This window comes from Microcystis sp. M079S1 (assembly GCF_020246425.1).
GTDB classification, from domain to species: Bacteria; Cyanobacteriota; Cyanobacteriia; order Cyanobacteriales; family Microcystaceae; genus Microcystis; species Microcystis aeruginosa.
On sequence record NZ_JADBSZ010000233.1, the window covers coordinates 1 to 25,254 of the forward strand.

Annotated in this window: 25 protein-coding genes, 1 tRNA gene and 2 pseudogenes; 12 read left to right on the forward strand and 16 right to left on the reverse strand. The window is 44.7% G+C overall.

The window, feature by feature from the left end; genetic code table 11:
• Positions 1-97 precede the first annotated feature (97 nt).
• Entirely contained in the window at positions 98-1,312 is a 1,215-nt protein-coding gene (locus tag IM456_RS15495; protein ID WP_287707876.1) for an RNA-guided endonuclease InsQ/TnpB family protein, read from the forward strand.
• 335 nt (positions 1,313-1,647) lie between these two features.
• Here IM456_RS15495 and IM456_RS15500 read toward each other — a convergent pair whose 3' ends face one another.
• The 3 genes from IM456_RS15500 to ndhL are packed head-to-tail and all read right to left on the reverse strand — an operon-like array spanning position 1,648 to position 2,645.
• Entirely contained in the window at positions 1,648-2,076 is a 429-nt protein-coding gene (locus IM456_RS15500; RefSeq protein WP_149987333.1) for an ATP-dependent zinc protease family protein, read from the reverse strand.
• Positions 2,077-2,080: 4 nt separating this feature from the next.
• Complete coding sequence (locus IM456_RS15505) at positions 2,081-2,386, reverse strand: DUF3007 family protein (protein ID WP_002751981.1); 306 nt, start codon at positions 2,384-2,386, stop codon at positions 2,081-2,083.
• 19 nt (positions 2,387-2,405) lie between these two features.
• Positions 2,406-2,645 (reverse strand): NAD(P)H-quinone oxidoreductase subunit L, encoded by a 240-nt coding sequence (ndhL, locus tag IM456_RS15510; protein WP_002732218.1) that lies wholly within the window; start codon positions 2,643-2,645, stop codon positions 2,406-2,408.
• A gap of 172 nt (positions 2,646-2,817) precedes the next feature.
• On the opposite strand from ndhL, the gene IM456_RS15515 reads away from it, so the two are divergent.
• Positions 2,818-2,903 (forward strand) — tRNA-Leu (locus IM456_RS15515).
• A gap of 87 nt (positions 2,904-2,990) precedes the next feature.
• On the opposite strand, the gene IM456_RS15520 is transcribed toward IM456_RS15515, so the two are convergent.
• The gene (locus IM456_RS15520; RefSeq protein ID WP_149987332.1) at positions 2,991-3,629 is read right to left on the reverse strand and encodes an HAD-IA family hydrolase; all 639 of its coding nucleotides are present in this window, start codon (positions 3,627-3,629) and stop codon (positions 2,991-2,993) included.
• The gene (queG, locus tag IM456_RS15525; RefSeq protein WP_149987331.1) at positions 3,619-4,566 is read right to left on the reverse strand and encodes a tRNA epoxyqueuosine(34) reductase QueG; all 948 of its coding nucleotides are present in this window, start codon (positions 4,564-4,566) and stop codon (positions 3,619-3,621) included. The genes IM456_RS15520 and queG overlap by 11 nt, the downstream gene beginning before the upstream one ends.
• Positions 4,567-4,637: 71 nt before the next feature.
• Between queG and IM456_RS15530 the strand changes: the two are divergent.
• The 4 genes and pseudogenes from IM456_RS15530 to tatA all read left to right on the forward strand — a co-directional run.
• Positions 4,638-4,910 (forward strand): annotated as a pseudogene (locus tag IM456_RS15530) (orange carotenoid protein N-terminal domain-containing protein); the annotation flags it as partial.
• A 311-nt stretch (positions 4,911-5,221) separates the two neighbouring features.
• The gene (locus tag IM456_RS15535; protein WP_149987330.1) at positions 5,222-5,920 is read left to right on the forward strand and encodes a DUF3782 domain-containing protein; all 699 of its coding nucleotides are present in this window, start codon (positions 5,222-5,224) and stop codon (positions 5,918-5,920) included.
• A gap of 567 nt (positions 5,921-6,487) precedes the next feature.
• Positions 6,488-7,918 carry a dihydrolipoyl dehydrogenase gene (gene lpdA, locus IM456_RS15540; RefSeq protein ID WP_287692584.1) on the forward strand — a complete coding sequence of 477 codons (1,431 nt, stop codon included), beginning with the start codon at positions 6,488-6,490 and terminating at the stop codon, positions 7,916-7,918.
• A 91-nt stretch (positions 7,919-8,009) separates the two neighbouring features.
• Positions 8,010-8,186 carry a twin-arginine translocase TatA/TatE family subunit gene (tatA, locus tag IM456_RS15545; protein ID WP_287692586.1) on the forward strand — a complete coding sequence of 59 codons (177 nt, stop codon included), beginning with the start codon at positions 8,010-8,012 and terminating at the stop codon, positions 8,184-8,186.
• 211 nt (positions 8,187-8,397) lie between these two features.
• Here the strand turns inward: tatA and IM456_RS15550 are convergent, their stop codons facing one another.
• Together IM456_RS15550 and carB are read right to left on the reverse strand one after the other, a co-directional pair.
• Positions 8,398-9,798 carry a TldD/PmbA family protein gene (locus IM456_RS15550; RefSeq protein WP_287692588.1) on the reverse strand — a complete coding sequence of 467 codons (1,401 nt, stop codon included), beginning with the start codon at positions 9,796-9,798 and terminating at the stop codon, positions 8,398-8,400.
• Positions 9,799-9,931: 133 nt separating this feature from the next.
• Positions 9,932-13,177 carry a carbamoyl-phosphate synthase large subunit gene (gene carB / locus IM456_RS15555; protein WP_287692589.1) on the reverse strand — a complete coding sequence of 1,082 codons (3,246 nt, stop codon included), beginning with the start codon at positions 13,175-13,177 and terminating at the stop codon, positions 9,932-9,934.
• Between the two features lie 288 nt (positions 13,178-13,465).
• Here carB and IM456_RS15560 point away from each other — a divergent pair, with 288 nt between their 5' ends.
• Positions 13,466-14,506 (forward strand): adenosine deaminase, encoded by a 1,041-nt coding sequence (locus IM456_RS15560; protein WP_149987326.1) that lies wholly within the window; start codon positions 13,466-13,468, stop codon positions 14,504-14,506.
• 90 nt (positions 14,507-14,596) lie between these two features.
• On the opposite strand, the gene IM456_RS15565 is transcribed toward IM456_RS15560, so the two are convergent.
• Positions 14,597-15,004 (reverse strand): MAPEG family protein, encoded by a 408-nt coding sequence (locus IM456_RS15565; protein ID WP_149987325.1) that lies wholly within the window; start codon positions 15,002-15,004, stop codon positions 14,597-14,599.
• 8 nt (positions 15,005-15,012) lie between these two features.
• Positions 15,013-15,519 carry a hypothetical protein gene (locus IM456_RS15570; RefSeq protein ID WP_002741066.1) on the reverse strand — a complete coding sequence of 169 codons (507 nt, stop codon included), beginning with the start codon at positions 15,517-15,519 and terminating at the stop codon, positions 15,013-15,015.
• Between the two features lie 212 nt (positions 15,520-15,731).
• Between IM456_RS15570 and IM456_RS15575 the strand changes: the two genes are divergently transcribed.
• From IM456_RS15575 to IM456_RS15590, 4 genes are all read left to right on the forward strand, one after another.
• Entirely contained in the window at positions 15,732-16,973 is a 1,242-nt protein-coding gene (locus IM456_RS15575; RefSeq protein WP_149987324.1) for a GNAT family N-acetyltransferase, read from the forward strand.
• The gene (gene ruvX / locus IM456_RS15580; RefSeq protein ID WP_149987336.1) at positions 16,973-17,410 is read left to right on the forward strand and encodes a Holliday junction resolvase RuvX; all 438 of its coding nucleotides are present in this window, start codon (positions 16,973-16,975) and stop codon (positions 17,408-17,410) included. Before IM456_RS15575 ends, ruvX begins: the two co-directional genes overlap by 1 nt.
• An 87-nt stretch (positions 17,411-17,497) precedes the next feature.
• On the forward strand, positions 17,498-18,106 hold the full coding sequence (locus tag IM456_RS15585) for an IS607 family transposase (protein ID WP_149987323.1): 609 nt from the start codon (positions 17,498-17,500) through the stop codon (positions 18,104-18,106).
• A complete protein-coding gene (locus tag IM456_RS15590) occupies positions 18,084-19,256 on the forward strand; it encodes an RNA-guided endonuclease InsQ/TnpB family protein (protein ID WP_079205890.1) in 1,173 nt (390 codons plus the stop codon). The genes IM456_RS15585 and IM456_RS15590 overlap by 23 nt, the downstream gene beginning before the upstream one ends.
• A gap of 85 nt (positions 19,257-19,341) precedes the next feature.
• On the opposite strand, the gene IM456_RS15595 is transcribed toward IM456_RS15590, so the two are convergent.
• Positions 19,342-20,151, reverse strand: coding sequence for a TPM domain-containing protein (locus IM456_RS15595; protein WP_287692592.1), 810 nt, complete (start codon positions 20,149-20,151; stop codon positions 19,342-19,344).
• Entirely contained in the window at positions 20,148-21,410 is a 1,263-nt protein-coding gene (locus IM456_RS15600) for a vWA domain-containing protein (RefSeq protein ID WP_287692595.1), read from the reverse strand. Before IM456_RS15600 ends, IM456_RS15595 begins: the two co-directional genes overlap by 4 nt.
• A 243-nt stretch (positions 21,411-21,653) precedes the next feature.
• Here IM456_RS15600 and IM456_RS15605 point away from each other — a divergent pair.
• Positions 21,654-21,909, forward strand: a pseudogene (locus tag IM456_RS15605) (helix-turn-helix domain-containing protein); the annotation flags it as partial.
• 572 nt (positions 21,910-22,481) lie between these two features.
• Here the strand turns inward: IM456_RS15605 and IM456_RS15610 are convergent.
• The 5 genes from IM456_RS15610 to bchM all read right to left on the reverse strand — a co-directional run bounded on the left by IM456_RS15610 (position 22,482) and on the right by bchM (position 25,244).
• A complete protein-coding gene (locus IM456_RS15610) occupies positions 22,482-22,829 on the reverse strand; it encodes a carbon dioxide-concentrating mechanism protein CcmK (RefSeq protein ID WP_008200430.1) in 348 nt (115 codons plus the stop codon).
• A gap of 104 nt (positions 22,830-22,933) precedes the next feature.
• A complete protein-coding gene (locus tag IM456_RS15615) occupies positions 22,934-23,242 on the reverse strand; it encodes a carbon dioxide-concentrating mechanism protein CcmK (RefSeq protein ID WP_002732196.1) in 309 nt (102 codons plus the stop codon).
• A gap of 51 nt (positions 23,243-23,293) precedes the next feature.
• A complete protein-coding gene (gene msrA, locus IM456_RS15620) occupies positions 23,294-23,788 on the reverse strand; it encodes a peptide-methionine (S)-S-oxide reductase MsrA (RefSeq protein WP_149987320.1) in 495 nt (164 codons plus the stop codon).
• Entirely contained in the window at positions 23,781-24,548 is a 768-nt protein-coding gene (gene panB / locus IM456_RS15625; protein ID WP_287692600.1) for a 3-methyl-2-oxobutanoate hydroxymethyltransferase, read from the reverse strand. The genes msrA and panB overlap by 8 nt, the downstream gene beginning before the upstream one ends.
• A gap of 3 nt (positions 24,549-24,551) precedes the next feature.
• Positions 24,552-25,244, reverse strand: coding sequence for a magnesium protoporphyrin IX methyltransferase (gene bchM, locus IM456_RS15630; RefSeq protein ID WP_002758172.1), 693 nt, complete (start codon positions 25,242-25,244; stop codon positions 24,552-24,554).
• Positions 25,245-25,254 lie beyond the last annotated feature (10 nt).

A 25,254-nucleotide genomic window follows, 5' to 3' on the forward strand; every position in this document is an offset into this window, starting at 1 on the left:
CAACAAGGTTTTTAGATTTATTCAGCAACCCCTAATTAGTTGATATATTAGGCGGTAAGTGTTATAATCTAATTGTACATCCCGCTCACGAACGACAGTGATAACGCTTACCTACCAGTACAAACTAAAGGTAAACAGACAACAGGAACGGGAGATCATCCATATTCTTGATGTTTGCAAAAGCGTTTATAATTACGCTCTTTCAGAACGGAAAGATTGGTTGAACTCTCGAAAGTGTCTTGCGGATCACTGTTCGCTAGTTTCCGAGTACATAATTCCGGCGGATGAACCCTATCCAAATTACTTCGTTCAAGCTAAAAATCTAACGGAAGCTAAAAAAGTTTATCCGATATTAAAGACGGTTAACGCTCAAGTCTTACAGCAAGTCTTAAAAACTTTAGATAAAGCTTTTTCTGACATGAAATCCCAAGGCTTCGGCTTTCCTAGATTTAAGAAAAAGATGCGGAGTTTTATTTTTCCTGCGCTGTCAAAAAACTTTCTAGGTGACGAATACTTAAATTTTCCACAATTGGGAAAAATTCGGATTAGGAAATCTAGGGAGTACCCGTCTGGGTTCGAGCCTAAACAAGCTCGAATTATCCAAAAAGCGTCGGGATTTTACGTTTCGGTTTCCTTCCAATCTACGGAATTAGTTCCCGATATGACAGTAGGGAAAACCTGTTTAGGAATCGACGCGGGGATTGAGAGTTTTGTCGCTACTTCACGGGGAGATTTAATCAAAGCCCCTCGATTTTTGTTGAAAGTACAGAGTCAGCTTAAATTGCTACAAAGACGCTTGAAACGGAAAACTAAAGGCTCTAGTAATTGGTTAAAACTTCAGGAGAAGATAGCGAGATTACATGAAAAAGTGTCTAATACTCGTAGAGATTGGCACTTTAAACTAGCTCATTACCTTTGTGATCTTGCTGATAATATCTTTGTTGAAGATATTAACTTCGTTTCCTGGTCTAGAGGGATCGTTAGAAAGCAATCTCTAGATTCGGGTGTCGGTAGTTTTATTAACGAGATACTACCGTTTGTCGCTTGGAAACGTGGAAAATATTATCTGAAAGTCGATAAAAACGGAACTTCACAGGAGTGTCCTAATTGTGGTGCGTTCACCGGCAAAAAGTCGTTATCGGAAAGAGTTCACCGATGCAATTCCTGCGGCCACATTGAACCGAGAGATACGGCATCAGCGAAGGTAATCGAGAACCGAGGAAAAAACGCGGTCGGGCTGACCGTGTTAGAAAACGCTTGCGGAGGCGATTTGACGGGGATCGACCGGGTTAAACCAGGTCGATCTAGTTAAAAGCCTAAGAACCGAGAATCCCCCGCTACACCGCGCGAGCGGTTAGCGGGGGAGAGTCAAGATACGGGTTTAATTTGGGGAGACTTGTTTTTTATAAATGCTTTGGCTGAATACCAAGATTTACCCGCTACTTAGGGCTGGCTGAATAAATCTAAAAACCTTGTTGGATAAGGTTTTTAGACTTTTTGTCAATCAAAAAGTACCGGCCCTGGGAGTGATCGGGGGGAAAATTCAGGGACTTTTTCCCTGAAAATTAGGTAATTGACCACCTGAAAATCGGTAAAACCCACACCCTGCCCCCAGGAAAAACTTTTTCAGCCAACCCTAAATATAACTTAACTCAGTAAAAAAGACTTATTCGGATGGACAAGAAAGCCTTTTTTCAGCGCTTCTCGTCCTAATAACATCCGAAAACCCATGACATCGCGATTAGTCAAAGTTAATTCGATCGCCCATTGACGATCACCAAGCAATACACTTGTTCTAATAAGAGGACGTAGTTGACTTTGACCCCCAGAATTTTTTACCTGTCGCCATTCGAGGATTTCTGCGGTGGTGGTGACAGTGTGGTGACTATCTTTTTGGTAGGGATGAACTTGAAAGCGCAGCCAATTGCGATCGCCATCTCGAAAAGGATGGAGATGAAAAGCGTGTAGGGCCGAGGAGCGAGCGCCTGTATCAATCTTGGCCTTTATTTTGGTAATGCCTAAATCAGGTAAATCGAGCCATTCTCGCCAACCGATGATGATTTTATCGGGTTTCATCCGTCTATTTAGTTTTTTCTTCTTCAATCTCCCGCTGCATTTGGGCGATTTCTTCGGGAGTCATCGCTTCCAGACGTTTTTTAAAGACGGCATCTTCGTAATCTTTGCGCTGTTGGCCGTAGGTCATATTATCGGTGGCGACTCGAAACAGATAGGTAAAAATCCAACCGATGACACCACCTACCAACACCGCTTGACTCCAAATTCCCGCCGAAGCACTATCTAAACCGGTTTTTTGTAGGATAATGTAGAGGATGCCGCCCATAGCAAACATCCCTATACCGATCCCGATGACATCAATGCGTCTCATGGGTTTTTTTGGTGATAACTTAAGCTTTTAGAGTACGACGTTGGGGACGGAAGTTAAGGAAAGGACTTAACAACAGCATCCCAGGGAAGAAAAAGCTCATCAGAAAGTACATAAACCCTCTTTCCCAAGAAGAAGCCACATACCAGCGCGTATTGAGGTAGTAGTAGATAACGGCGGGAATGACGAGCAAATACAAAACACTGAGAGATAGGTAGATCAGGGCGATGATAATGGTTTCTTGCGTCAGAATTGATTGCATAAGGATTGATTTTTCTCAATAGCTGTCGGTGAACGGCAATTCACCTGCTGATTATTTTACCCCCTCTTTCCCCCTTTGCGGCGATCGAATTGGCGGGCTAAAATAATTTACTGAAAATACTCTTGCCAATTAAATTATTTGTGATATGATAAAAAATTGTCGGTTAAATAACGGGGGCGTGGCGGAATGGTAGACGCTACGGACTTAAAATCCGTTGAGCCTTATAAGCTCGTGAGAGTTCGAGTCTCTCTGCCCCCATCGATCGAAGTCTATATTTAAACTGAGTATTGGTAATTTTAGTACAAATGCCCAAACTGCCTTTCCCTGCCCCTAGGAAAAACTTTTTCAGCCAGCCCTATCTAAAATATCCAATAATTCTAGGGGATGATGAATGAGATGATCGGGGTTAAATTGAGTGAGAATTTGAGGGGAATTAAAGCCCCAAGCGACGGCCACCACCTGCACTCGACTTTTTTGGGCAGCAGTAATATCTCTAGTTTCATCGCCGACATAAATCATTTCATCGGGACAGAATTTATTTTGTCGGATCAGGCGATCAATAATTTTGTGTTTGCCGAATAAAGGCGTTCCCGAATAGATAAAATCAAATAAATTTAAGAGTTGATTATTTGCTAAAAAGATGGTGACGTTTTCTTTAGTATTAGAAGTTATTATTCCTAATCTATAGCCTCTTTCTTTAAGAGTGGCGAGGCAGTGATGCCAGCCATGGAAGGGTTTCAGACATTCAATTTGTTTATTTAATTCCCGTTTAACTCGATAGAGTAAAAAAGGGATTTTAACGGGGGAAACTTGGGATTGTCTAATAATTTCTTGGGAACTAAGGTTTTTTAGTCTGGCCAAATCTTCCTCGTTGACGGGTTGATAACCAAAATTTTTAGCCAAACGATTGACAATCTCCACGAAAGTATCGTGGGTATCGGCGATAGTACCATCAAAATCGAACACTACTACTTTAATTGTCATCTTGTGCGGGGTGAGGGGAATGAGCTAAATTAGCTTGGGCATTACGTCGCCACTGCTGGGGTTTAATTCGACGCAGGGCTGACGAGATGAAACGACGATCCCACTCCTCTATAGTTAGATTAGCTAATTCATCCAACCTTGGCGAGAGGTTTTCGGGACGAGGTTGAAAATCCTCCACGTCGGTAACTTGGGCAAAACGTTGATTCCAAGGACAGACATCTTGACAGATATCGCAGCCAGCTACCCAACCTTGTAAATTCTTGGCAATTTCTGTAGGCAAAGTTACAGCACGATTTTCGATGGTATGGTATGCAATACAGCGATTAGCATCCACCACATAGGGACTAACTATTGCTTGGGTCGGACAAGCGCTTAAACAACGGCTACAGGTGCCACAATGGGCGCTATGGGGTCGATCGGGTTCTAAAGGTAAATTAGTTAATATTTCCCCTAAAAATACCCAACTGCCGTAATTGCGGGTAATTAAGTTACCATTCTTGGCAATCCAGCCGATCCCTGCTCTTTGCGCCCAAACTTTATCCTGTACCGGTCCTGTATCCACATAGTAACGGGTTTGAATTTGCTCCCCCTGACTTTCTAACCATTGACTGAGGGCTTTTAATTTTTTACTTAATACTTTGTGATAATCCCGTCCCCAAGCATAACGGGAAATTTTGCCATGGTTTTGCTCTTGACTGTGTTGCTGGGGGGTGTAGTAGTTAAGGGCGAGACCAATTAGCGATCGCACTTCTGGCCAAAGAGTTTTGATATCCTGTCGTTTCGGGTTAGTCATCCAATCCATATCAGCGTGATAACCCCGCTCTAACCAGCTTTTTAGATGGGATACCGCCGAGTCTTGGCTGTCCACAGAGGCAATACCGACCCCATGGAAGCCCAACTCTAGCGCTTTTTCTTTGATTTGTGTTTCTGTCACCATAGAAATATCTTAAGTCAAGTATTTGTAACAATTATTTGCAATGATCAATTTATTGAGCCAAATCCCAGGCTGAACAATTAGAAACCATGCGCGATTTGGTTAAAAAAGTCAGCAATCCGATTACCCGATCCTACGGTATTCTCAGTCTTAACACCAAACTAGCTTTCTGGTATCAATTAGCGAAAATGATCAAGGAAGGAACTGTGGTTCCCGTCCCCGCTAACTACAAAATGACTCGCGAGGCGAATATCGTCCTCACCGCTCTGCAAAGACTGGACTTTAGGCAACAAATCACCGTTTTACGCAATGCTGTAGTGGACATGGGTGTAGATCCTCTTGCCTAGTTTTTCAACTCATCTCTATCTTTAATTTTGAGCAAACAACTACCTTGATCCATAACTCCTAGCCGAGAGGTTAGGGGTTGTTTTTGATCGAGAGCAGTTATCTTCATGGTGAGGTGGGAAGTCTCTGGTTTTAGGGAACGCCGGAACTGCGGAACAGTAGCCGGTCGATATCCAATCTCGTCATACTTTATCTTGAGGAGAAACGCTGTAACTATTGACTTGCTGAATTAACACCCGTCCCTAAAATGACTTGCACTTTGCTAGTACAATTATAGTAAGAAGTAAAATAAGAAAGATTAAAACAAATAACCATGTCTCAACCGATTACCATCGAAGATATCTATAAACTTTTTGAGAAAACTAACGAAAAGTTTGAACAATCACGCCAAGAATACGATCGCCGGGCCGCCGAAGCCAAGGCCGAAGCCGATCGCTGGGCCGCCGAAGCCAAGGCCGAAGCCGATCGCCGGGCCGCCGAAGCCAAGGCCGAAGCCGATCGCTGGGCCGCCGAAGCCGATCGCCGGGCTGCTGAAGCCGATCGCCGTTTAGCCAAGCTAGAGAAAACAGTGGCCAATACCAGTCGTGCTGTGGATAGTTTAACCACTCGCTGGGGAAGATTTGTCGAGGAATTAGTCGAACCTGCTGTTATTAGCCTATTTCGTGGCAAAGGTATCGATGTTAAAGAAACCTACAGTCGTGCCAGGGTAAAACGGCAAGGAATAGCCATGGAGATTGATATTTTAGCCGTCGATGAAACCGAGGTAGTTTTAGTAGAATGTAAGTCTCGTTTATCGAAAGATGATGTCAATGAATTTTTAGAAAAATTAAGTCGATTTAAACAAGCATTTCCCCATTATAAAAACTATCAAGCTTATGGTGCAGTGGCAGGAATAGAAATAGATGAAGGAGTAGATCGTTATGCCTATAAACAAGGTTTATTTGTAATTAAACCATCGGGAGAAACGGTAGAAATTATTAATGATTCTGGTTTCGAGCCTAAATTATGGTAGGAGAAAGATGGTTCCTTCATCTGGCAAAGTATTGGCGGGAGGTCTAATTTTTCCAATCTAGGACTAGACTAACTTATGGATACAATGCACGATTAGTATTCATATTTTGATTCAGCAAACCCTAATTAATTTTTGAGGATTCAAAAACGGCAAAAATAAGGATTAAATTGCCTAAAATCTGTGAATAGACCATTATTATTCATTCTTAATTGGCTCTTCTCGACTTTGGGTGATAATTTGCGCTTATAGAATCGTGAAATGCTTATTGAGCCAGACTTCTAGGACTATTTTGCAGAAGAAACTATCAGTATAGACCTCGTTCCCACACAGAAACCAGAAGAACCCTTAATTCTCCTGACTACTGACGACTGGCTCCTAACCCCAACAACAATTTTTGATTTTTACCAGAGGTCTAGTAACGTCTTGTCCTAAAATTGCCAATAGCCAGTTTCAATGCACAAGAGCCTGATGGCTAAAAACTGGCTCCAGTTTTTGCCCAGGATAGCACAGCTTGATCGCAGTGGATCGTAAAATGAGATAATGCTAACTTTGAGAGTCAGAGAGACTATGAGTGAATTCGACTACGATTTAATTATTATCGGTGCTGGAGTTGGTGGCCACGGAGCAGCCCTACACGCGGTCAAATGTGGGCTAAAAACGGCTATTATCGAAGCCAAAGATATGGGAGGAACCTGTGTTAATCGCGGTTGTATTCCTTCTAAAGCTTTACTGGCAGCCTCGGGACGAGTGCGCGAATTGGCCGATAGTGACCATCTGAAAAGTCTAGGTATTGCCATCGGTGGCGTTAATTTTGACCGTCCAACAATTGCCGATCATGCTAACAACCTTGTCAGTAAAATTAGAGGCGATCTCACTAATAGTCTTAAACGTCTCAAGGTTGATACTATCCACGGTTGGGGAAAAATCGCCGGCCCGCAAAAAGTTAGCGTCATCGGGGACAGTGGCGAAAAAATCTACACCGCTAAGGATATTATGCTCTGTCCGGGGTCGGTTCCCTTTGTCCCACCGGGGATCGAGATCGATCATAAAACGGTTTTTACCAGCGATGAGGCCGTTAGATTAGAAACTTTACCCAAGTGGATCGCAATTATCGGTAGTGGTTATATCGGTCTGGAATTTTCGGATATATACACCGCTTTGGGTTGTGAAGTGACGATGATCGAAGCTTTAGATAGTCTCATGCCAGGATTTGACCCAGAAATCTCGAAAATCGCGGAAAGAGTTCTGATTAAACCTAGAGACATCGAGACTTATGTGGGAGTTTTGGCAAAAAGTATTAAACCGGGGAATCCTGTGGCCATTGAACTGGTGGACGCAAAAAGCAAAGAAGCGATCGAAATTTTAGAAGTAGATGCTTGTTTAGTCGCTACAGGAAGAATCCCGGCGACAAAGAATCTCGGATTGGAATTTGTGGGTGTAGAACTGGATAAACGCGGTTTTATTGCCGTTAATGACAAAATGCAGGTAATTCAGTCCGGTGAACCGGTTCCCCATCTCTGGGCCGTGGGCGATGCTACGGGTAAAATGATGTTAGCTCACGCTGCTTCGGGTCAAGGGGTAATAGCCATTGAAAATATCTGTAATCGCCCAAAAACCATCGATTATCGCAGTATTCCCGCCGCCGCTTTTACCCACCCCGAAATTAGTTATGTGGGTTTAACGGAACCGCAAGCAGAAGCTTTGGCACAGGAAGAAGGGTATAAGGTTGCTTCTGTCAAGACCTATTTTAAGGGAAATTCCAAAGCTTTAGCGGAAGGAGAAACGGAAGGCATCGCTAAAGTCGTTTATCGTCAGGATACGGGCGAATTACTCGGTGTTCATATTATCGGTATCCACGCATCGGATTTAATTCAAGAAGCGGCCAATGCGATCGCTGAACGTAAATCCGTCCATGAACTCGCTTTCCGCATCCACACCCATCCGACTCTCTCAGAAGTCCTCGACGAAGCTTATAAACGAGCAGAAGTGGCAGCGTAGAGTCAGTTATCAGTTATCAGTTATCACCGTTAAGTTTCCGACTCCTGAATTCTGACTCCTTTCTCTTTTTTTACTTTTTACTTTCAAGATTATGTTTGGATTAGGTTGGCCAGAAATAGTAATTATTGCTGTGGTTGTTCTGCTGATATTTGGACCGAAAAAAATACCCGAATTTGGGGCAGCTTTGGGGAAAACTTTACGGGGATTTAAAGAAGAAATCAATCAAGATGATCAAAAAATTGAAGACAGTGACGAGAAGATGAGATAGACTGCGGCTGTCAGGGCGAAGGCAATTCGCCCCTACAATGAGTTTATCGAACTGCGTGCGCCCAAAAATTGAGATGCACCCCCTAATTTGTTAAGCTAAAGGTTTTGATGTACTTAGTTTCTAACCTTCTTTTTAGGTAGGAGAATTGCCAGATTCTTTCTTGGAGCCTCTTGCCCTCAGAAGCTGTTTACTGTTTACTGTTGACTGTTCACTAAATATCGGCTTCTCCCCCCACGACCACATCGCGGATACGGAGACTGGGGCCACCGCAGCCGACGGGTAAACCACTTTGACCCCCTTTTCCGCAGCCTCCCGACTCATCCCAGTAGAAATCATCCCCAATTGCCTCAATATTGGCTAGGGTTTTAAAGACATTACCGGAGAGAGTCACATCTTTAACCGGTTCAGCAATTTCTCCATCGCGAATCATCCAAGCTTCCCCAGCGCTAAAAGTGAACATTTCGCCGTTAGTCATGCCTCCCTGCCAATTTTGGGCATAAACTCCCGTTTTTATCCCCGAAAATAACTCTTTAACGGGAGTGGTTCCCCGTTCAATCCAAGTGTTGGTCATGCGGACAATGGGCGGATAATGATAATTGAGACAACGGGCGTTACCTGTCGGTTTTTCGCCTAATTTGCCCGCCGTTTCCCGTGAATGCAGTCTTCCCACCAAAACCCCATCTTTAATTAACTGAGTCGTCGTCGCGGGGGTTCCCTCATCGTCATAAAAATAACTGCCCCGATGACCTTCCGGATGGGCCCCGTCAAAGATTTGCAGGTTATCTGGTCCAAAACGTTTGCCCATACTCATCACCTCCAAAAGGTCGGGATTTTCGTATAACATATCTGCCTCGGAAAGGTGGCCAAAAGCCTCATGGACGAACAGACCGGTTAAAATGGGATCGATGACGATGGTGTAGGTATCGCCCTTGACAGGGGGCAAAACTAGGGCTTGTACGGCCCGTTTAGCCGACCCTTGCACCTGTTCTTCTAAATTGACCAGATCCTCGAAAGCTTTTCGGGAACCGGTGGTTTCCCGGCCTGTTTGTACGCTGTCCCCATCCCTAGCGGTGGCCGAAAAACGCATTTCTAAGTCTGACCATTTTTGTTCGATTAAAGTCCCGTCAGAAGTGCCTAAAAGAATATGTTGACTGCTATCGCTGTAACGGACGGAAGTGGTGGCAATACTGGGATGATGTTGACGCAGTAAGTTATTATAGCGATCGCAGAGGGCTTTTTTATCAGCTAATGGCACTAAACGCGGGTCTGTTCCCGTTAAAGGCAATTCACAACTAATAATTACAGGTTCTACCGGAGCAATCAGGGTTTCTTCTTCCCCAATTAAACGGGCAGCAGCGATCGCATCTTCTAATCGTTCCTGTAAACTGGATAATTGATTAAAGCTGGCAAATCCCCAACCTCCTTTATAACAAGCGCGTACCTGACCACCGATAGCAATACCTTCGCTGAGGGTTTCCACTCGTTCGGAACGCAGTAGAATATTTGTCCCCCGCGCTTCTTCCAGACGAATTGTCAGGAAATCGACGCGGTTTTTATAACGGTTAATCAGTTCACTAATCAGGTTTTTATAATCGTTTAGAGTATCGGTCATGGGAATTAGGAAGTGGGGTGTCGGGTGATGGGGTAGTGGGGTAGTGGGGCATTTGGCTGAAATTTCCCTAAATCCCTATATCCCCTTTCTAACTGATAACTGATAACTGATAACTGATCACTGATAACTGAAATTAGGCGAGATAATCCTGTAAAGCTTTCACCTCTAAAGGTTGGGATTGCAGGGATTTTAAGGCCGCTACCGTCGCTTTTGCCCCGGCGATAGTGGTGATAATTGGTAACTTATAATCGAGGGCAGTACGGCGAATTTGTCGGCCATCGTTTTGGGATTCTTCACCACTGGGAGTATTGACAATAAACTGAATCCAGTCATTTTTGATCCAATCGATAACGTGGGGACGACCTTCGTGAATCTTTAGCACTAAATCGATATTTTCGCAACCGTTTTCTAACAAAACTTCACGAGTTCCCGAAGTGGCGACGACGCGAAAACCGAGGGATTGCAGATCCTTAACCACGGGAACCATGGGGGTTTTATCGCGATCGTTCATCGAGACGAAAACCGTCCCACTGGTGGCTAAAATCACGCCGGCGGCCATTTCCGCTTTAGCGAAAGCTTTGCCAAAATCGCTGTCAATCCCCATTACTTCCCCTGTAGAACGCATTTCTGGTCCCAGGAGAGTATCAGCACCGGGGAACTTCTGGAAGGGTAAAACCGCTTCTTTCACGGCAATATGACGGGGAATTGCTTCGCTGATGATACCCAATTCTGCTAGGGTTTTGCCCGACATGACGAGGGAGGCAACTTTTGCTAAAGGAACTCCCGTTGCTTTGGAAACGTAGGGAACAGTACGACTAGCGCGGGGATTCGCTTCTAAGATATAAACTGTCTCCCCCTGTACCGCATACTGGATATTCATCAAACCGATTACTTTTAAAGCTTTCGCTAGTTCCACCGTCCATTGTCGAATTGTGGTTAAAACCGAGGCACTCAGGGACGTATGGGGGATAGAACAGGCAGAATCGCCCGAATGTACGCCCGCTTGTTCGATATGTTCCATTAATCCCCCGATAACTACTGTTCCCGTCGCATCTGACAGGGCATCCACATCCACTTCGATGGCATTTTCGAGGAATTTATCGATTAAAATCGGGTGATCCGGTTCTATCTGTACCGCATACTTCATATAGCGTTCCAATTCGCTATCGGAATAGACGATTTCCATTGCCCGACCGCCCAAAACATAGGACGGACGTACTACTACAGGATAACCGATGCGTTGAGCCACTGCTTGGGATTCTTGGAAATTGCGGGCAATACCGTTGAGGGGTTGTCGGATATCTAATTCTCGGAGGATTTGTTCAAAACGTTCCCGATCTTCGGCGGTATCGATCGAATCGGGTGAAGTTCCCCAAATTTTGGTATTTACGGGACAATTAGGCGATTCTAAATATTTTTGCAGGGGAACCGCCAGTTTTAAGGGAGTTTGCCCACCGAATTGAATAATTAAACCCTCTGGTTGTTCCGCTTCGATGATATTTAAGACATCCTCTTTGGTCAGGGGTTCAAAGTAAAGGCGATCGCTGGTATCGTAATCGGTGGAGACAGTTTCCGGGTTAGAGTTGACCATAATCGTCTCAAAACCAGCTTGACTGAGGGAAAAAGCGGCATGACAACAACAGTAGTCAAATTCTATCCCCTGACCGATGCGATTGGGACCACCACCGAGGATCATCACTTTACGTTTATCGGAGGGTAAAACTTCCGATTCTACCTGTTCGTAGGTGGAATAATAGTAGGGTGTCAGGGCCTCAAATTCCGCCGCGCAGGTATCCACCATTTTATAAACGGGAACAATACCTAAACCCTTGCGATAACTTCTCACTTCGTCCTCGCTGCTGTTGGTGGCGAAGGCGATTTGGCGATCGCTAAATCCCTGTTGTTTAATAGCGAATAGGTCCTCTTGGCTGAGACTTTTCAGGGGAGTTCGTTTGAGAAACTTCTCGGTTTCCATCAAATCGGCCAATTTATCGAGGAACCAGGGATCAATCCCGGTTAGTTCGTGGATTTCCGACCCATTCATGCCCAATTTAAAAGCATGATAGATACTATAAACTCGTTCGGGGTTAGGTGTCCGCAAACCGGCCCGGACTTCCGAGAGGGGGGGGAGAGTTTCGACTTTATCGCAACCAAAGCCAAAACGTCCCGTTTCTAGGGATCGAAGTGCTTTTTGAAAGGATTCTTGGAAAGTTCGACCGATAGCCATGGCTTCCCCGACGGATTTCATCTGGGTGGTTAGAATCGGTTGGGAGCCGGGGAATTTCTCGAAGGCAAAGCGAGGAATTTTGGTGACGACGTAATCGATAGTCGGTTCAAAGGAAGCCGGGGTTTTTTTGGTGATATCGTTGGGAATTTCGTCTAAAGTGTAGCCTACTGCTAGTTTAGCGGCAAATTTAGCGATCGGGAATCCCGTGGCTTTTGATGCTAGGGCCGAAGAACGCGATACCCGGGGATTCATCTCAATCACGATTACGTCGCCGTTAGTGGGATTAACGGAGAATTGGATGTTCGATCCGCCGGTTTCTACGCCAATTTCCCGAATAATTGCCTTAGAATAGTCCCGGAGGCGTTGGTATTCTTTATCGGTCAGGGTTTGGGCGGGCGCAACCGTAATCGAGTCGCCGGTATGGACTCCCATCGGGTCAAAGTTTTCGATCGAACAGATGATCACCACGTTATCGGCTAGATCGCGCATGACCTCTAATTCGTATTCTTTCCAGCCAATTAGGGATTTTTCGACGAGAATTTGCGATGTAGGCGAACAATCTAGACCATACTGGGCCATCGGTTCAAATTCTTCTTGGTTATAGGCAATACCGCCCCCCGTTCCTCCTAAAGTGAAGGCCGGCCGGATAATGAGAGGATAGGAACCGATCTGATGGGCGATCGCTTTTGCTTCTTCTAAATTGTTGGCAATCCCCGAAGGACAGACGGGAACACCGATTTTCTCCATTGCTTTTTTGAATAGTTCCCTATCTTCGGCTTTTTCAATAGCGGGGAGTTTTGCCCCGATCAGTTCCACGTTATATTTTTCTAAAACGCCGCTTTTGGCCAAAGCTACCGCGGTATTTAGGGCAGTTTGACCGCCCATAGTCGGTAGAATGGCATCGGGACGTTCTTTGGCGATAATTTTCTCGACAATTTCCGGCAGAATTGGTTCAATGTAGGTGCGATCGGCCATTTCTGGATCGGTCATGATCGAGGCGGGGTTAGAATTGACTAAAATTACCTCATAACCTTCTTCTCGTAGGGCTTTACAGGCTTGAGTTCCCGAATAGTCGAATTCACAGGCTTGTCCGATGACAATCGGGCCAGCGCCCAAGATTAGGATTTTCTGTAAGTCATCACGGCGTGGCATAGGCTTAGGGTTGCTTGAGGATAAACCCCAATCATTGTATATGTTGTCACCCCTCTATTCCCTAAAGCTTTATTTAGGTTTAATGACCTTATTCTAGCTGTCAGCCTTGAATCAGTGATCGGTGATCAGATCTGAGCCTTGCACTAGCGACTGTTCACTATCTCCCCGCTCCCCAACACCCAACCGATCACCGAATAGGTACTGATACTATTTGGGAATGATTGTCAAACAATTGTAAAACTTCGTTATATTTAAGGAACATTTGAGAGACTAAGGAGCATCGGAGTTGTGGCTTTATACGCAGATTTGCATCGGCATTTAGGGGGATCGGTAGTACCGAGAATTCTCTGGCGCTACTTTCACAGACATGAGCGGGATTTAGCGGCCAAATTCCCAGAATACCCCGCTTTTGAGGAATTTTACACCCGTGAACGCAATAGTTTAGATGAGTATTTAGAATTACATACCCTAGTCGAAAGTGTTCAAACCGCCCAAACTTTGCCCTATTTTATCTATCGTCTGATTCGCGGCGCTTACATCTTCGAGAATCTTGCCTATTTAGAATTGCGCTATACTCCCTACTATCGCACCGACGAACATTTGAACCAAACAGAGCGAATCGAGCAAATGCGCTCGATTGTCGAGATCGTCGGTCAAGCCTCGAAAATGAGCGAATATCCGATTATTACCAGTCAAATTCTCTGTATGCACTCGCGACTTCCCTCCGAAGTCAACAAAGCGATCGTTGATCTGGCCCTAGAGATGAGAGAATACGTCTGTGCGATCGATATTGCTGGGGGTGATTCCCACTACCAAACTCGACTAGAGGAATTTGCTGGTTTATACAGTTATGCCCGGGAAGAGGGTTTAAATACCACCGGCCATCTTTACGAAACAAAGGACGGTTGTTATCCCCAATTACTGCCCTATCTGCAAAGAATTGGTCACGGTATTCAAATTCCCCTACAATATCCGGAATTGCTGCCGGAAGTTGCCCGTCGTCATCAATGTTTAGAAGTCTGTCCCACCACCTATTTAAAAACTGGCACCCTCAAAAGTTTATCCCAGTTAAAGATAGTCTTCGATCGCTGTTTTGAAGCGGGGGTTGATATTGCTATCTGTACCGATAATGCCGGTTTACACAATGTCCGGCTGCCCTTCGAGTACGAAAATTTACTCACCCTAGATGTGATCGATTTTCGACAATTACAAGCTTGTCAAGATGCGGCTTTTCGTCATGCTTTTGCCTGGCCCTACAGTCAAAAACCCGCCTCACTTTTAACTGGTTTGTTATCAGTGGATAATCCCAAATTACCGGTTTATCAGTAACACAATTAACTATAGTTCGGGTTAAGCAACTTCTTTACCGCTCCCGAACTATAGCCTTTTTCGACTCTCCTGCATCTGGGTTGGGGAATTCTACTGAATCTTGATTAAACTTAACCCAAAGAGAGTATAGGTACAGAGAGAACCGAGACCGAACATCAGGGAACGAGCGATCGGGACATTAGTGATATAAAAAAGGGAAAATAAAAGCCGGAGGATCACGAAAGCGATCGCACAGGTAGCGGCCAGGGATGAGGAGACTCCTGTAACGTAGGCCATGAGAGCGGCGGCACTATAGATCATAAAGGTTTCAAAACCATTTTGATGGGCCCAAGTTGCTCGTTTAGCGTAGTCTGGGAGTTGGTCGAACATTGCCCGGGGAGCGGAGGTATTGTAACCCACCTTAGCTCTAGCGTAAGCCACCAGCAGAAAAGGTAGATAGACAGAGATAGCGGCAGCCACTATCGAATAGAGAAGAATGGCACTGACGGAGAGATTCATCGCTGAATTTAGTCAAAATAAAATAGGGTAACTAGCTTGCGTTGATCTTCCGCTTCCGCGCAGGTTTGCAAAAGGGTCTGACTGTCGTGGAAAGCAAAACAGATTAACTGTTGACAACGATTGATAATCTCGCGATTACAGAGGCTGCTGGCTTCCCCTAGGGATAGATGGTCATTTTCGGGACATTCCACCAGATGGATAACCTGCTGGAGTTGTTCTTGGGATTCCAGGGGCTGGCGATCGAGACTTTGGGGTAAGATCACGGTTAACAGATTAGGATCTGCCCGCATTGCCCCCTTAATGACGGCGGAATTGGTTCCCGTCGCCCCGGAGGTCATAATCCGATTGCCCGCCAGCACGAGGGCATAGGCCATCATTTCGATCAATTGCTGGTGCGTGATGGGAACGTGACGGGAACCCAATAAAGCGACGCGCTTAGAACCGGTCTGCTGAATGGCGGCTAGTTCTTGAGCTAGAGTGTCTAGGGTGTTAGTGGTATCTACAGATTGACTCAAAGACTTTTACTGCAAATTCGGACTGATTAACCGTCCGTTATTGTAGCATCGAATTGTCATAATCGGAAATTTGGCCCAAAAAACCCCAGCTACCGATCGAGGTGTTCTTTCTGTGGTGGTCCCCTATGATCCCTCAAAAATTGTTATTGGTGGGGAAGTGCCTCTAGATTCTACGGTAAGATAGGTGCATAGACGATATTTACCCCAGAGCCATGACCACTTCTCCTGTTCCCCAAGGGGACGATTTTAGCGATCGCCAGATCCGTCCCGTACAATATCGGGATTTGGAAGACATTGAAGCTTTAACCCTGGATGACTTCGATGAGGATATTGATCGTCGCGCCCAAAATTTCCGCACGCAGGTGCAACAGGTGCGGCCTTGGTTTGGGTTATTTAAAATTCTCAGTTTTTTTCCTAATCCTCTCCAACACCGTTTTCATGTCTATGTGGCTGAGGCCATGGCCAATCGGGGAGAAGAAGGGAAAATTCGCGGGGCTATCCAAGTCACCCCTTTTAATAGTAGTCGCAGCACTTGGCGGGTGGAACAGGTGCGGGTGCATCCGGCGGAGTCTTTAAGCGAACCCAAGGGCATCGGGGCGCAATTACTGCGTTATTGTCTAGAAACGGTTTGGGAAGCGCGCACCTGGGTGTTAGAGGTTAATATCAATCAAAAGGACAGTTTGGCACTTTTCCGGCAACACGGTTTTCAGCCTTTGGCGGAATTAACCTATTGGTCTTTACCGCCGCAATTATTACAGGAATTGGCGAAACAAGAGCCAGATTTACCGAATTTACTGCCCGTGAGCAATGCTGACGCTCAATTGCTTTATCAGTTAGATTGTGTGTCTATGCCGCCGCTACTGCGTCAGGTATTTGATCGCCATATCCAGGATTTTAAAATCAGTTTAGTTGATAGTTTGCTCGGTCGCTGTCAAAGTTGGTGCGGCAGTCCGCAAATTAGTCGCGGTTACGTTTTTGAACCGCAACGAAAAGCGGCGATCGGTTATTTTGAATTAATTCTATCTAATCGGGATGAGCGACCCCATCAAGCGAAATTAATTGTCCATCCCGCCTACACTTGGCTCTATCCTAAGTTATTAATCCAGATGGCCCAGATCACTCGCAAGTATCCCGCTCGCTCGCTAGAGTTGATATCTGCTGATTATCAGCACGAAAGACGGGAATATCTGGAACAATTGGGAGCGATCCGCAGTTCCCACACCCTGATGATGTCGCGCTCGGTATGGCACAAAATCCGCGAAACTAAGCCAGAAAATTCCGCCCTGGCAGAAATGCTGCAGGGTTTACAACCGGTGCCGCGAACTCCCATCCCTAGTCGGATGTCTTGGTTAAAATGGCCTAATAATCCCCCCCTCGACCCCCTCGACAGTCCGGGGGAACTTCCCCCAGTCAAACCGCCCTCGGACCCCCCCGATCAGGGGCATCCAGTGTGATGGAAAGAGTCGCCGCCCTCGGCTTAGATATCGGCAAAAAACGGGTAGGAGTGGCAGGATGTGACGGTACAGGTTTAATCGCCACTGGTTTAACCACGATTATCCGTTCTTCCTTTGTTGCCGACGTAGCACAGTTTGATGCAATTGTCAAGGAAAGAAATATTAAGATTTTGGTAGCGGGACTGCCCTATACCATGGCCGGGGAGTTAGGATTTCAGGCCCAACAGGTGCAAAAATACGCCCAGAAACTAGCGATCGCTTTAGATTTGCCCCTCGAATACATTGATGAGCGTTGCACGTCCCTAGAGGCGGAAGAATTCTTAAAAGCCAAAAAACAGTTTTCCTCTTGGGATAAGGGAGCGATCGATCGGGAAGCGGCGGCGATTATTTTACAACAATGGCTCGATCGCCGACGGCGAGTTAATACTGTTGTTTGAGGAGATAACGGCAAGGGTTAATCACAGAAACCAAAAACCTAACTAATACTATCCAAAATTACTCATGACTTATGCTATAATAGCTTTATGAGTAAGTTAACCATATCGGAAGCCGCTAAATTGAAAGGTGTAAGCGTATCGACGTTAAGGCGTTGGGAGTCTGAAGGTAAACTAATTCCAGAACGGACTGCTAATGGGCATCGTCGTTATACAATTTCTCAGTTGCTTGGAGTAAAAGAGAATCTTTCCTATACTGTTGGCTATTGTTGTGTTTCTAGTCATGACCAAAAGAAAGATTTAGAACGTCAAAAAGAAGTTGTCGAACTGTTTTGCGCTCAAAACGGTTGGCAAGTTGAAATTATAGACGACTTAGGTTCAGGACTTAACTACAACAAAAAAGGATTAAAGCGATTAATTCGGTTGATTGTTGATAGTAAAGTAGAGAGATTGGTCTTAACTCATAAGGATAGATTACTTAGATTTGGTAGTGAACTAATCTTTAGTCTGTGTGAGCAATTCGGAACTGAAGTTGTCATTATCAATCGAACTGAAGACAGTACATTTGAGGAGGATTTAGCGCCAGATGTCTTAGAAATCATTACGGTATTTTCCGCTAGATTGTATGGCTCTAGAAACCATAAAAATAGAAAAATCGTAGAGGAGTTAAGAGACGTTGCTGCTAGGATTCAAGACTGAGTTAAAACTAAATAATCAACAACGCTCATTATTAGCCCAACACGCAGGAACCGCACGTCATGCTTGGAATTGGGGTTTGGCTTTAACCAAGCAAATTTTAGACCATAATCAAGCTAACCCTGATGAAAAAATCAAGTTTCCTACGGCTATTGACCTTCATCAATGGTTGGTAGCATTGGTAAAATCAGAGCATGATTGGTATTACCAAGTGTCTAAATGCGCCCCCCAATGGGCGTTAAGAGCTTTATCTGATGCTTGGAAAAGATGCTTCAAGAAGATAGCTAAACCACCAAATTTCAAGAAGAAAGGTAAACAGGATAGTTTCACTTTAGATGGGAGCATTAAAATTGCCCATCAAAAGATAAAAGTTCCTGTGATTGGTTGGTTAAAAACTTACGAGCGGCTACCTGATGGATACCAGCCAAAATCTGTTACTATTAGTAAAAAAGCTAATAGGTGGTTTATTAGTTTTAAGATGGAAGTTGAACAGCAAACAACCAATAAAACTTATGATGTAGTTGGTTGTGATCTAGGAATTAAATCTTTGGCTACTTTATCGACAGGTGAAACGTTTGAAGGCTCTAAAAGTTATCGTAAATACGAAAAACAATTAGCCAGACTTCAATACTTGAACCGACATAAGGTAAAAGGTTCAAATAATTGGAACAAAGCCCAACGGCAAATAGCTAAACTTCATTTTAAAATAGCTAATATCCGTAAAGATACGTTACATAAACTCACCACTTATTTAGCCAAGAACCACGGCCAGATAGTAATTGAGGATTTAAATGTGTCTGGGATGATGGCTAATCACAAATTAGCTAAAGCCGTTCAGGATATGGGTTTTTACGAGTTCCGAAGACAACTTGATTATAAAACTCAGTTGTATGGTTCGGAATTAATCATAGCCGATAGGTGGTTTCCTAGCAGTAAAACCTGTTCCAATTGTGGGTACAAAAAAGAGTCTCTATCTTTAACTGAAAGAGTTTTTGAGTGTGAGCAATGCCATGTAGTTTGCGGTCGAGACTTGAACGCTAGTCTAAATCTAGCTTCTTTGGCGGTGAGTTCCACCGTGTCAGCTTGTAGAGTAGATAGTGCCGACACTACTACAGTGAAGCAGGAAGTTAACGTCAAATTTGCTCATGAGTAGATTTGAGTAAGTTTAACAGAACGGAACTGGTAGCCAAAGCCTCTATTGACACTCCCCGAAGCGCTCATGGGAGGGAGTGTCAACTCTACCAATCACCGCCGCCGCCACCCCCACCGCTACTGCCGCCGCCGAAACCACCACCATCATAACCACCACCACCATAACCATCATAACCGCAATAGTCGCTATTGCCGCTGCTACCACCACTGCGGCCACCTCGACCATTGCCACCAACGGCACAACGAAAATAAACAAAATATAGAATTAACATCAAGGGAAAAGACACCCCCACCATCAGGATAGCCAAAACAAGATGAAGAATGGAAATTGCGATTTGAGGCTTAAATTCAGTTTGCCGCAACCCATAAGCACTACGGAGAAACCCGCTCACAACTGTTACACCCGCTCGAATACCCTCTTCGTAGTTTCCCGTTTTGAAGCTGGGAATCATGTAGGTGTAGATAATATCCTTGACCTGAGCATCGGGTAAAAATCTTTGGACTCCATAACCGGTCTCGATTTCTATCCGTCTATCCTTGAGGGAAACGAGGATTAAAACCCCGTTATCTAGGGATTTTTTGCCGATTTTCCAACGATTAAATAGGGCTGTGGCGTAGGCTTTGGGGGTAGGATAGGGTAAGGTATTGGGGACGGTGACAACAGCAATTTCTGCGCCGGTTTCTACCTCTAATTTGGCTATGTCACCGGAAATTTGCGTAACAGCCGCCCGACTTAAAAGATTAGCTCGATCGCTGACCCATAATCCCCCGTGCGGATTTAGTTTCGGTATTTGTTCGATGGGAATAGCGTTGACTAAGGGGGGTAAAATAACAGGGGGAAGAGCGAACATTGTCACCAGAAAAATTCCTAGGGGCAAGGGGCGAATTTTAATCATTTTCCTGTCTCTCCATCGGTTTGTAGTCTTGTTTTAGCAATAATGCGGGTTTTCTTTAAATCTCCCTCGCTCAATTCTTCTCCCACCTGTAAACGGGTGGCATTAGTTTGGAGGACAGTGGCGGCGTTTTTTTCTCCCAATTGTAAGGCGGTTTTGGCGGCGGTTTGTAGCATGGTGGCGGCGGCTGCTCGATCGCCCTGTTTTAATTTTTCTTCAGCGATTTGGGTTTGACGATATTTGGCTAAAGTCAGAATCGATTTCTGAACTTGATCGTTTAATTGGGATTGATAGATAGCTTGGGAGGCGATATTAAGGCTAACAGTCGCAGTTTCTAGCCCTTTTTGACCGGAAGCGGGATCATCGTAGCGAATCTTCACCTTAGCTATGGTGTGAGTACCGGGGGGAATTTGGTCAATATAGAGATTGAGGAGGAGAATTTTTTCTTCATCTATCATTAAATCACCCAAACGGGTGATGTAAAAATTGCCCTCTTTTTGTAGGCTCATTTCTATAGTTTCTGGGGCAACTTGGGCAATGGGTTTTAAGTCGGCTAAATGAGTCCGAGCATCTAATTCTAATTGCAGGAAAGCGTTAGTTAACCGCACAGATTGCAGACGGTTAAATAGACGGGTAAATTCAATTAAAGCCTGTTCAGGTCTTTCGATATAGGATAAACTTCCGCCGGCGATATCGGCAATTTTTTCTAGGATATCTTGATTCCAATGATCGCCAAAACCGAAGGTATTTAAGGTGATACCGTACTCAGCTGCTACTGCGGCTAATTTTAAACAGCGTTGATTATTTCCGTGTTCATTTTCACCATCGGTAAGCAGAAAAATATGAGATACATAACCTTTGCTGCTGGTAGAACTTTCTTGAATGCCTAATTTTATCCCTTCATCAATCGCCGTGCCTCCTCCCGCTTGTAATTGTTGAATTTTTGAGCGAATTAAGGTCAGATCATCCTGTCGCGATTGGGAGGGAAGAATAACTTTAGCGCGATGATCGAAAGCTATTACCGAGAGACGATCGTTAACCCCGAGGGATTCTATTAAACTGAAGGCCGCTTTTTTGACCGTTTCTAGGGGTTTTCCCTGCATAGAACCGCTATGATCGAGAACTAAACAAAGATTAATCGGTAAATTTGTGTTGATCTGTTCACTGGTGGCGGCGATCGATAGCATTAGTTGACGTTGACTGCTGCTTTGATTAGCATCGATATGACTGTCACTCAAGGCCGATTTTAGAGTTACCCGCATAAGAGTTTTTTATCGTGGTCGTTGATATTTATATTGTAATGATTATAGTTAAATTTGTGCTTATTTTCCCGTCTGGCATCGAGTTAGACAAGTTCGAGCATTGGGTGCATCTCATTTTTGTCAATCTACGATGCACACCTGCGGTTGTTCATAGAGCGGTAATAATTTAAGAGTCCCTGATAATTCCTGATTGTCGATATTTCTACAAAAGACCTCTTGCATAATTTTTTTATGGTATAATGTTGGCGAGAATATAGAAGATATTTTCACATTGCTACAAGCGGTCAACTATCATAATCAACTATATGTCGGATTGTAAATAAGACGGAAAAAATGCTTTTACAATCGGGAAAATTCCGTTTAAAAGGAAAAAAAGCTAAAAGCTTTACTCAATCCAGCAGAGATACCGGTCGTAACGGTAATGGATGTAACGGAAACTCCCATTGAACGCCCCCAAAAGAAACAGAAAGATTTTTTTTCAGGTAAAAGAGGTTATCATATCACTCCCATATCCGGTACTTTTTGATTGACAAAAAGTCTAAAAGTCTTACCCAACAAGGTTTTTAGATTTATTCAGCCAACCCTATCTAAAGAGTTTTGAGTTAAAAGTTAAACTTCAAGTTTTTGCTTAGTACAAATGTAATGGTTAACTAATTTTTTGGGGAAAATTAGTTAACCAGTCATTGTAACATATAATTAATTTGCAAGAGTTCTCATGAAAACCTTAAATGGAATCGTTAAAAACGGTAAAATCGAGTTAACTCCAGATGAGCAATTGCCCGATGGTACACAAGTTACCGTTATTATTAAGTAGTCGTGCAAAATTAATTTCCTAGTCGAGACTCCGAGACAGGAGACTCCGAGACAGGAGACTCCGAGACGGGAGAGGGGAGACGGGAGACAGCTATTAGGGATCGGATTTGAGTTTTCAGTTCACTGTTTCCTCACACCAGAAGTCTGACGGAGTAGTGGCTTAGATGTGTAATTAATTTTGCTTAGGTACTTACTGAATCAAAAACTAAGTTGGAACTAGACAAGTTCCAACCGATCACAAAAAATTGACCTTGAATATTAACGACGAATCGGAGCGATCGCACCGTCGGCGGCGGCGCGAAAAGGTTCCACTGCCTCGCTATAATCGATCGGTAAAATAGCCACCACGTTATCGTGAGGACGGGGAATAATTACCCAGGTTTCTAAAGCTGCCCCCTCGGTTTTATTGACGGCTTCAATGCCGGCAGCCATAGCGGTTTTTACCTCCTGTACATCCCCACGAATATTGAGGGTAAAACGGGCGCTTCCTGCCCTTAAATAACCAACAATCGTGATCCGTCCTGCTTTTACCATCGCATCGGCGGCCGCTAGAATACCGGGGAAACCTTTTGTCTCGATCGATCCCACCGCGGGTTGGGCTGTCATAAATTAACTCCTAATAACAAAAATCAGATAAGTTTAATTGATAGAATCCAATCTATTTTCCAGTCTTTAACTATAGTCTAGTTTGGGGCCAATCGCTAGGGAAATTAACTGCGAAAACGGTCTGACTTAGGCGTATGCTGCACTGGTAAAACTGCCAGTACATTTTCTGGAGGATTCGGTACGATGTAATGACTGACCACATTACCACCAAAAGCGGTCATCGCCGCCGCTAATCCTGCCTCTACTGCCGGTTTAACCTCGGAAATCGGACCGCGAATCGCCACTAAAAATTCGCCCCTTTCCGCTAGATCGAAATAAACTAGGGTGACTCGTCCCCCTTTAACCATGGCATCCGCCGCCGCTAAAACGGGGGGAAAACCCAGTGTTTGAATGACTCCGACCGCCTCGGGCATTTTTCCTGATCTCCTGCGAAAGCAACTTTACATTATACCCCGAACCTGTATTTATATTTTCTTCTGGAAATCCGCGACCGATCGAGCCTGTTTTTTCTCCAAATACTGTTGATGGGACTGATCGGCCAGATAATAATCTCCTGCGGGTTCGATCAAAGTAACGATATCTTGCTGAAACTTTCCCGATAGTTGTAGTTGACGCTTGGAAGCAGTGGCGATTAACTTTTGTTCCGGGGTGTGATAAAAAATAATTGATCGATATTGTTCTCCCCGGTCCGGTCCTTGGCGATTTAACTGAGTCGGATCATGGATTGACCAAAAAACGGCTAATAACGCCTCGTAGCTTATCTCTTGGGGATTATAGGCAATTTGTGCCACTTCCGCATGACCGGTAATTCGCGATAACACATCGAGATAACTAGGATTGGGGAAATTTCCCCCCATATAACCCACAGAAGTCGCTAAAACCCCTGGTAAACGCCGAAATGCGTCCTCGGTTTTCCAAAAACAGCCGGCCCCAAAGGTAGCTTTTTCGCCGCTATTCATTTCCCCTCACATCCTTGGCAAATTCCACCACTGCTTTTGTAATGGTTTCGCTTAAATTAGCATAAACTTTGGCAAAAGGGGGAGCTTTTTCGGTTAATCCTAGGATATCCGCCGTTACTAACACCTGACCATCACAATCTTCCCCCGCACCGATACCAATCGTCGGGATAGTCAATTTATCGGTAATAGTAGCGGCTAAATTGGCGGGAATATGTTCCAAAACCAGGGCAAATACTCCCGCTTTCTCCAAGGCTAAAGCTTCCTCGATTAATCTTTGTGCATCCGATGGAGTTTTTCCCTGCTGACGGTATCCTAACCGATGGACTGACTGGGGAGTTAATCCGATATGACCCATAACAGGGATGCCTATCTCGGTTAAACGGCTAATCGTCTCGATCATAGCGGCATAACCTCCCTCTAATTTTACCCCTTGCACTCCCGCTTCCTTTAACATCCTTCCGGCGGAGTGAATTGCCTGACTGACACTTTCCTGATAGCTGAGAAAAGGCAAATCACAGACAACTAAAGCTTGTTTTACCCCACGAGACACGGCCGCTGCGTGGTGAATCATCGCCTCTAGGGTGATCGGTAAAGTGGTAGGATAGCCCAAAGCGGTCATAGCTAAGGAATCACCTACCAAGATAATATCAATTCCTGCCCGATCGAGCAGTCGAGCGATCGGATAATCCCAAGCTGTGAGGGTGACAATCGGGCGTTTTTGCTGTTTCCACTCGATTAATTTGCTGGTGGTGACTGCCATTATTTATTCACTGCGGACAGCTTCGAGGATACGGGAAAAATAGAAACGAGTGCTAGTCATACTCGTCCGTTCAATTTTAAAGCCATTTTCGTTGAGAGCGGCGACAATAGTTTTTTCCTTGTGTTGATAGGCGCGAGTGGTTTTACTCGGACCGGGGAAAAATTGACCAATTTTCTTGAGAATGGTTAATAAACAGGTTTTAGGGGCAAAACTGAGGATTAAACGGGATTGAGCTAGGGATCCCAGGTGTTTAATCATTCCTAATGCTTCTTCTGTGGGATAGTGAATGAGAACATCAAGACAGATGACCGTGTGATATTGGCCGGTTAATGCTTCTAAATCTTGAACGGCAAAGGTGAGTTTACTGGTATCTGCTAACTCTTTGGCTGCTCTTTCCTTGGCTTCTGTCACCATTTTCTCAGAAATATCACTGGCGAAAATAGTTGCGCCCGCTTGAGCGAGGGGAATACTAAGACTACCGACTCCACAACCGGCATCACAGATCGAGAGATTGGGCAAATTGTCATCACTTTCTAACCAACCGATAACGGTATCGATCGTCTGTTGATGACCGATGCGAATATCTTTTTGTACTTTGTTAACTTCGCCATCCCCATAAATCCGGCGCCAGCGATCGAATCCTGTGGCGTTAAAATAGTCCTTGACTATGGCTTTATCGTCTAATGTGTTGGTCATAACGAAATCT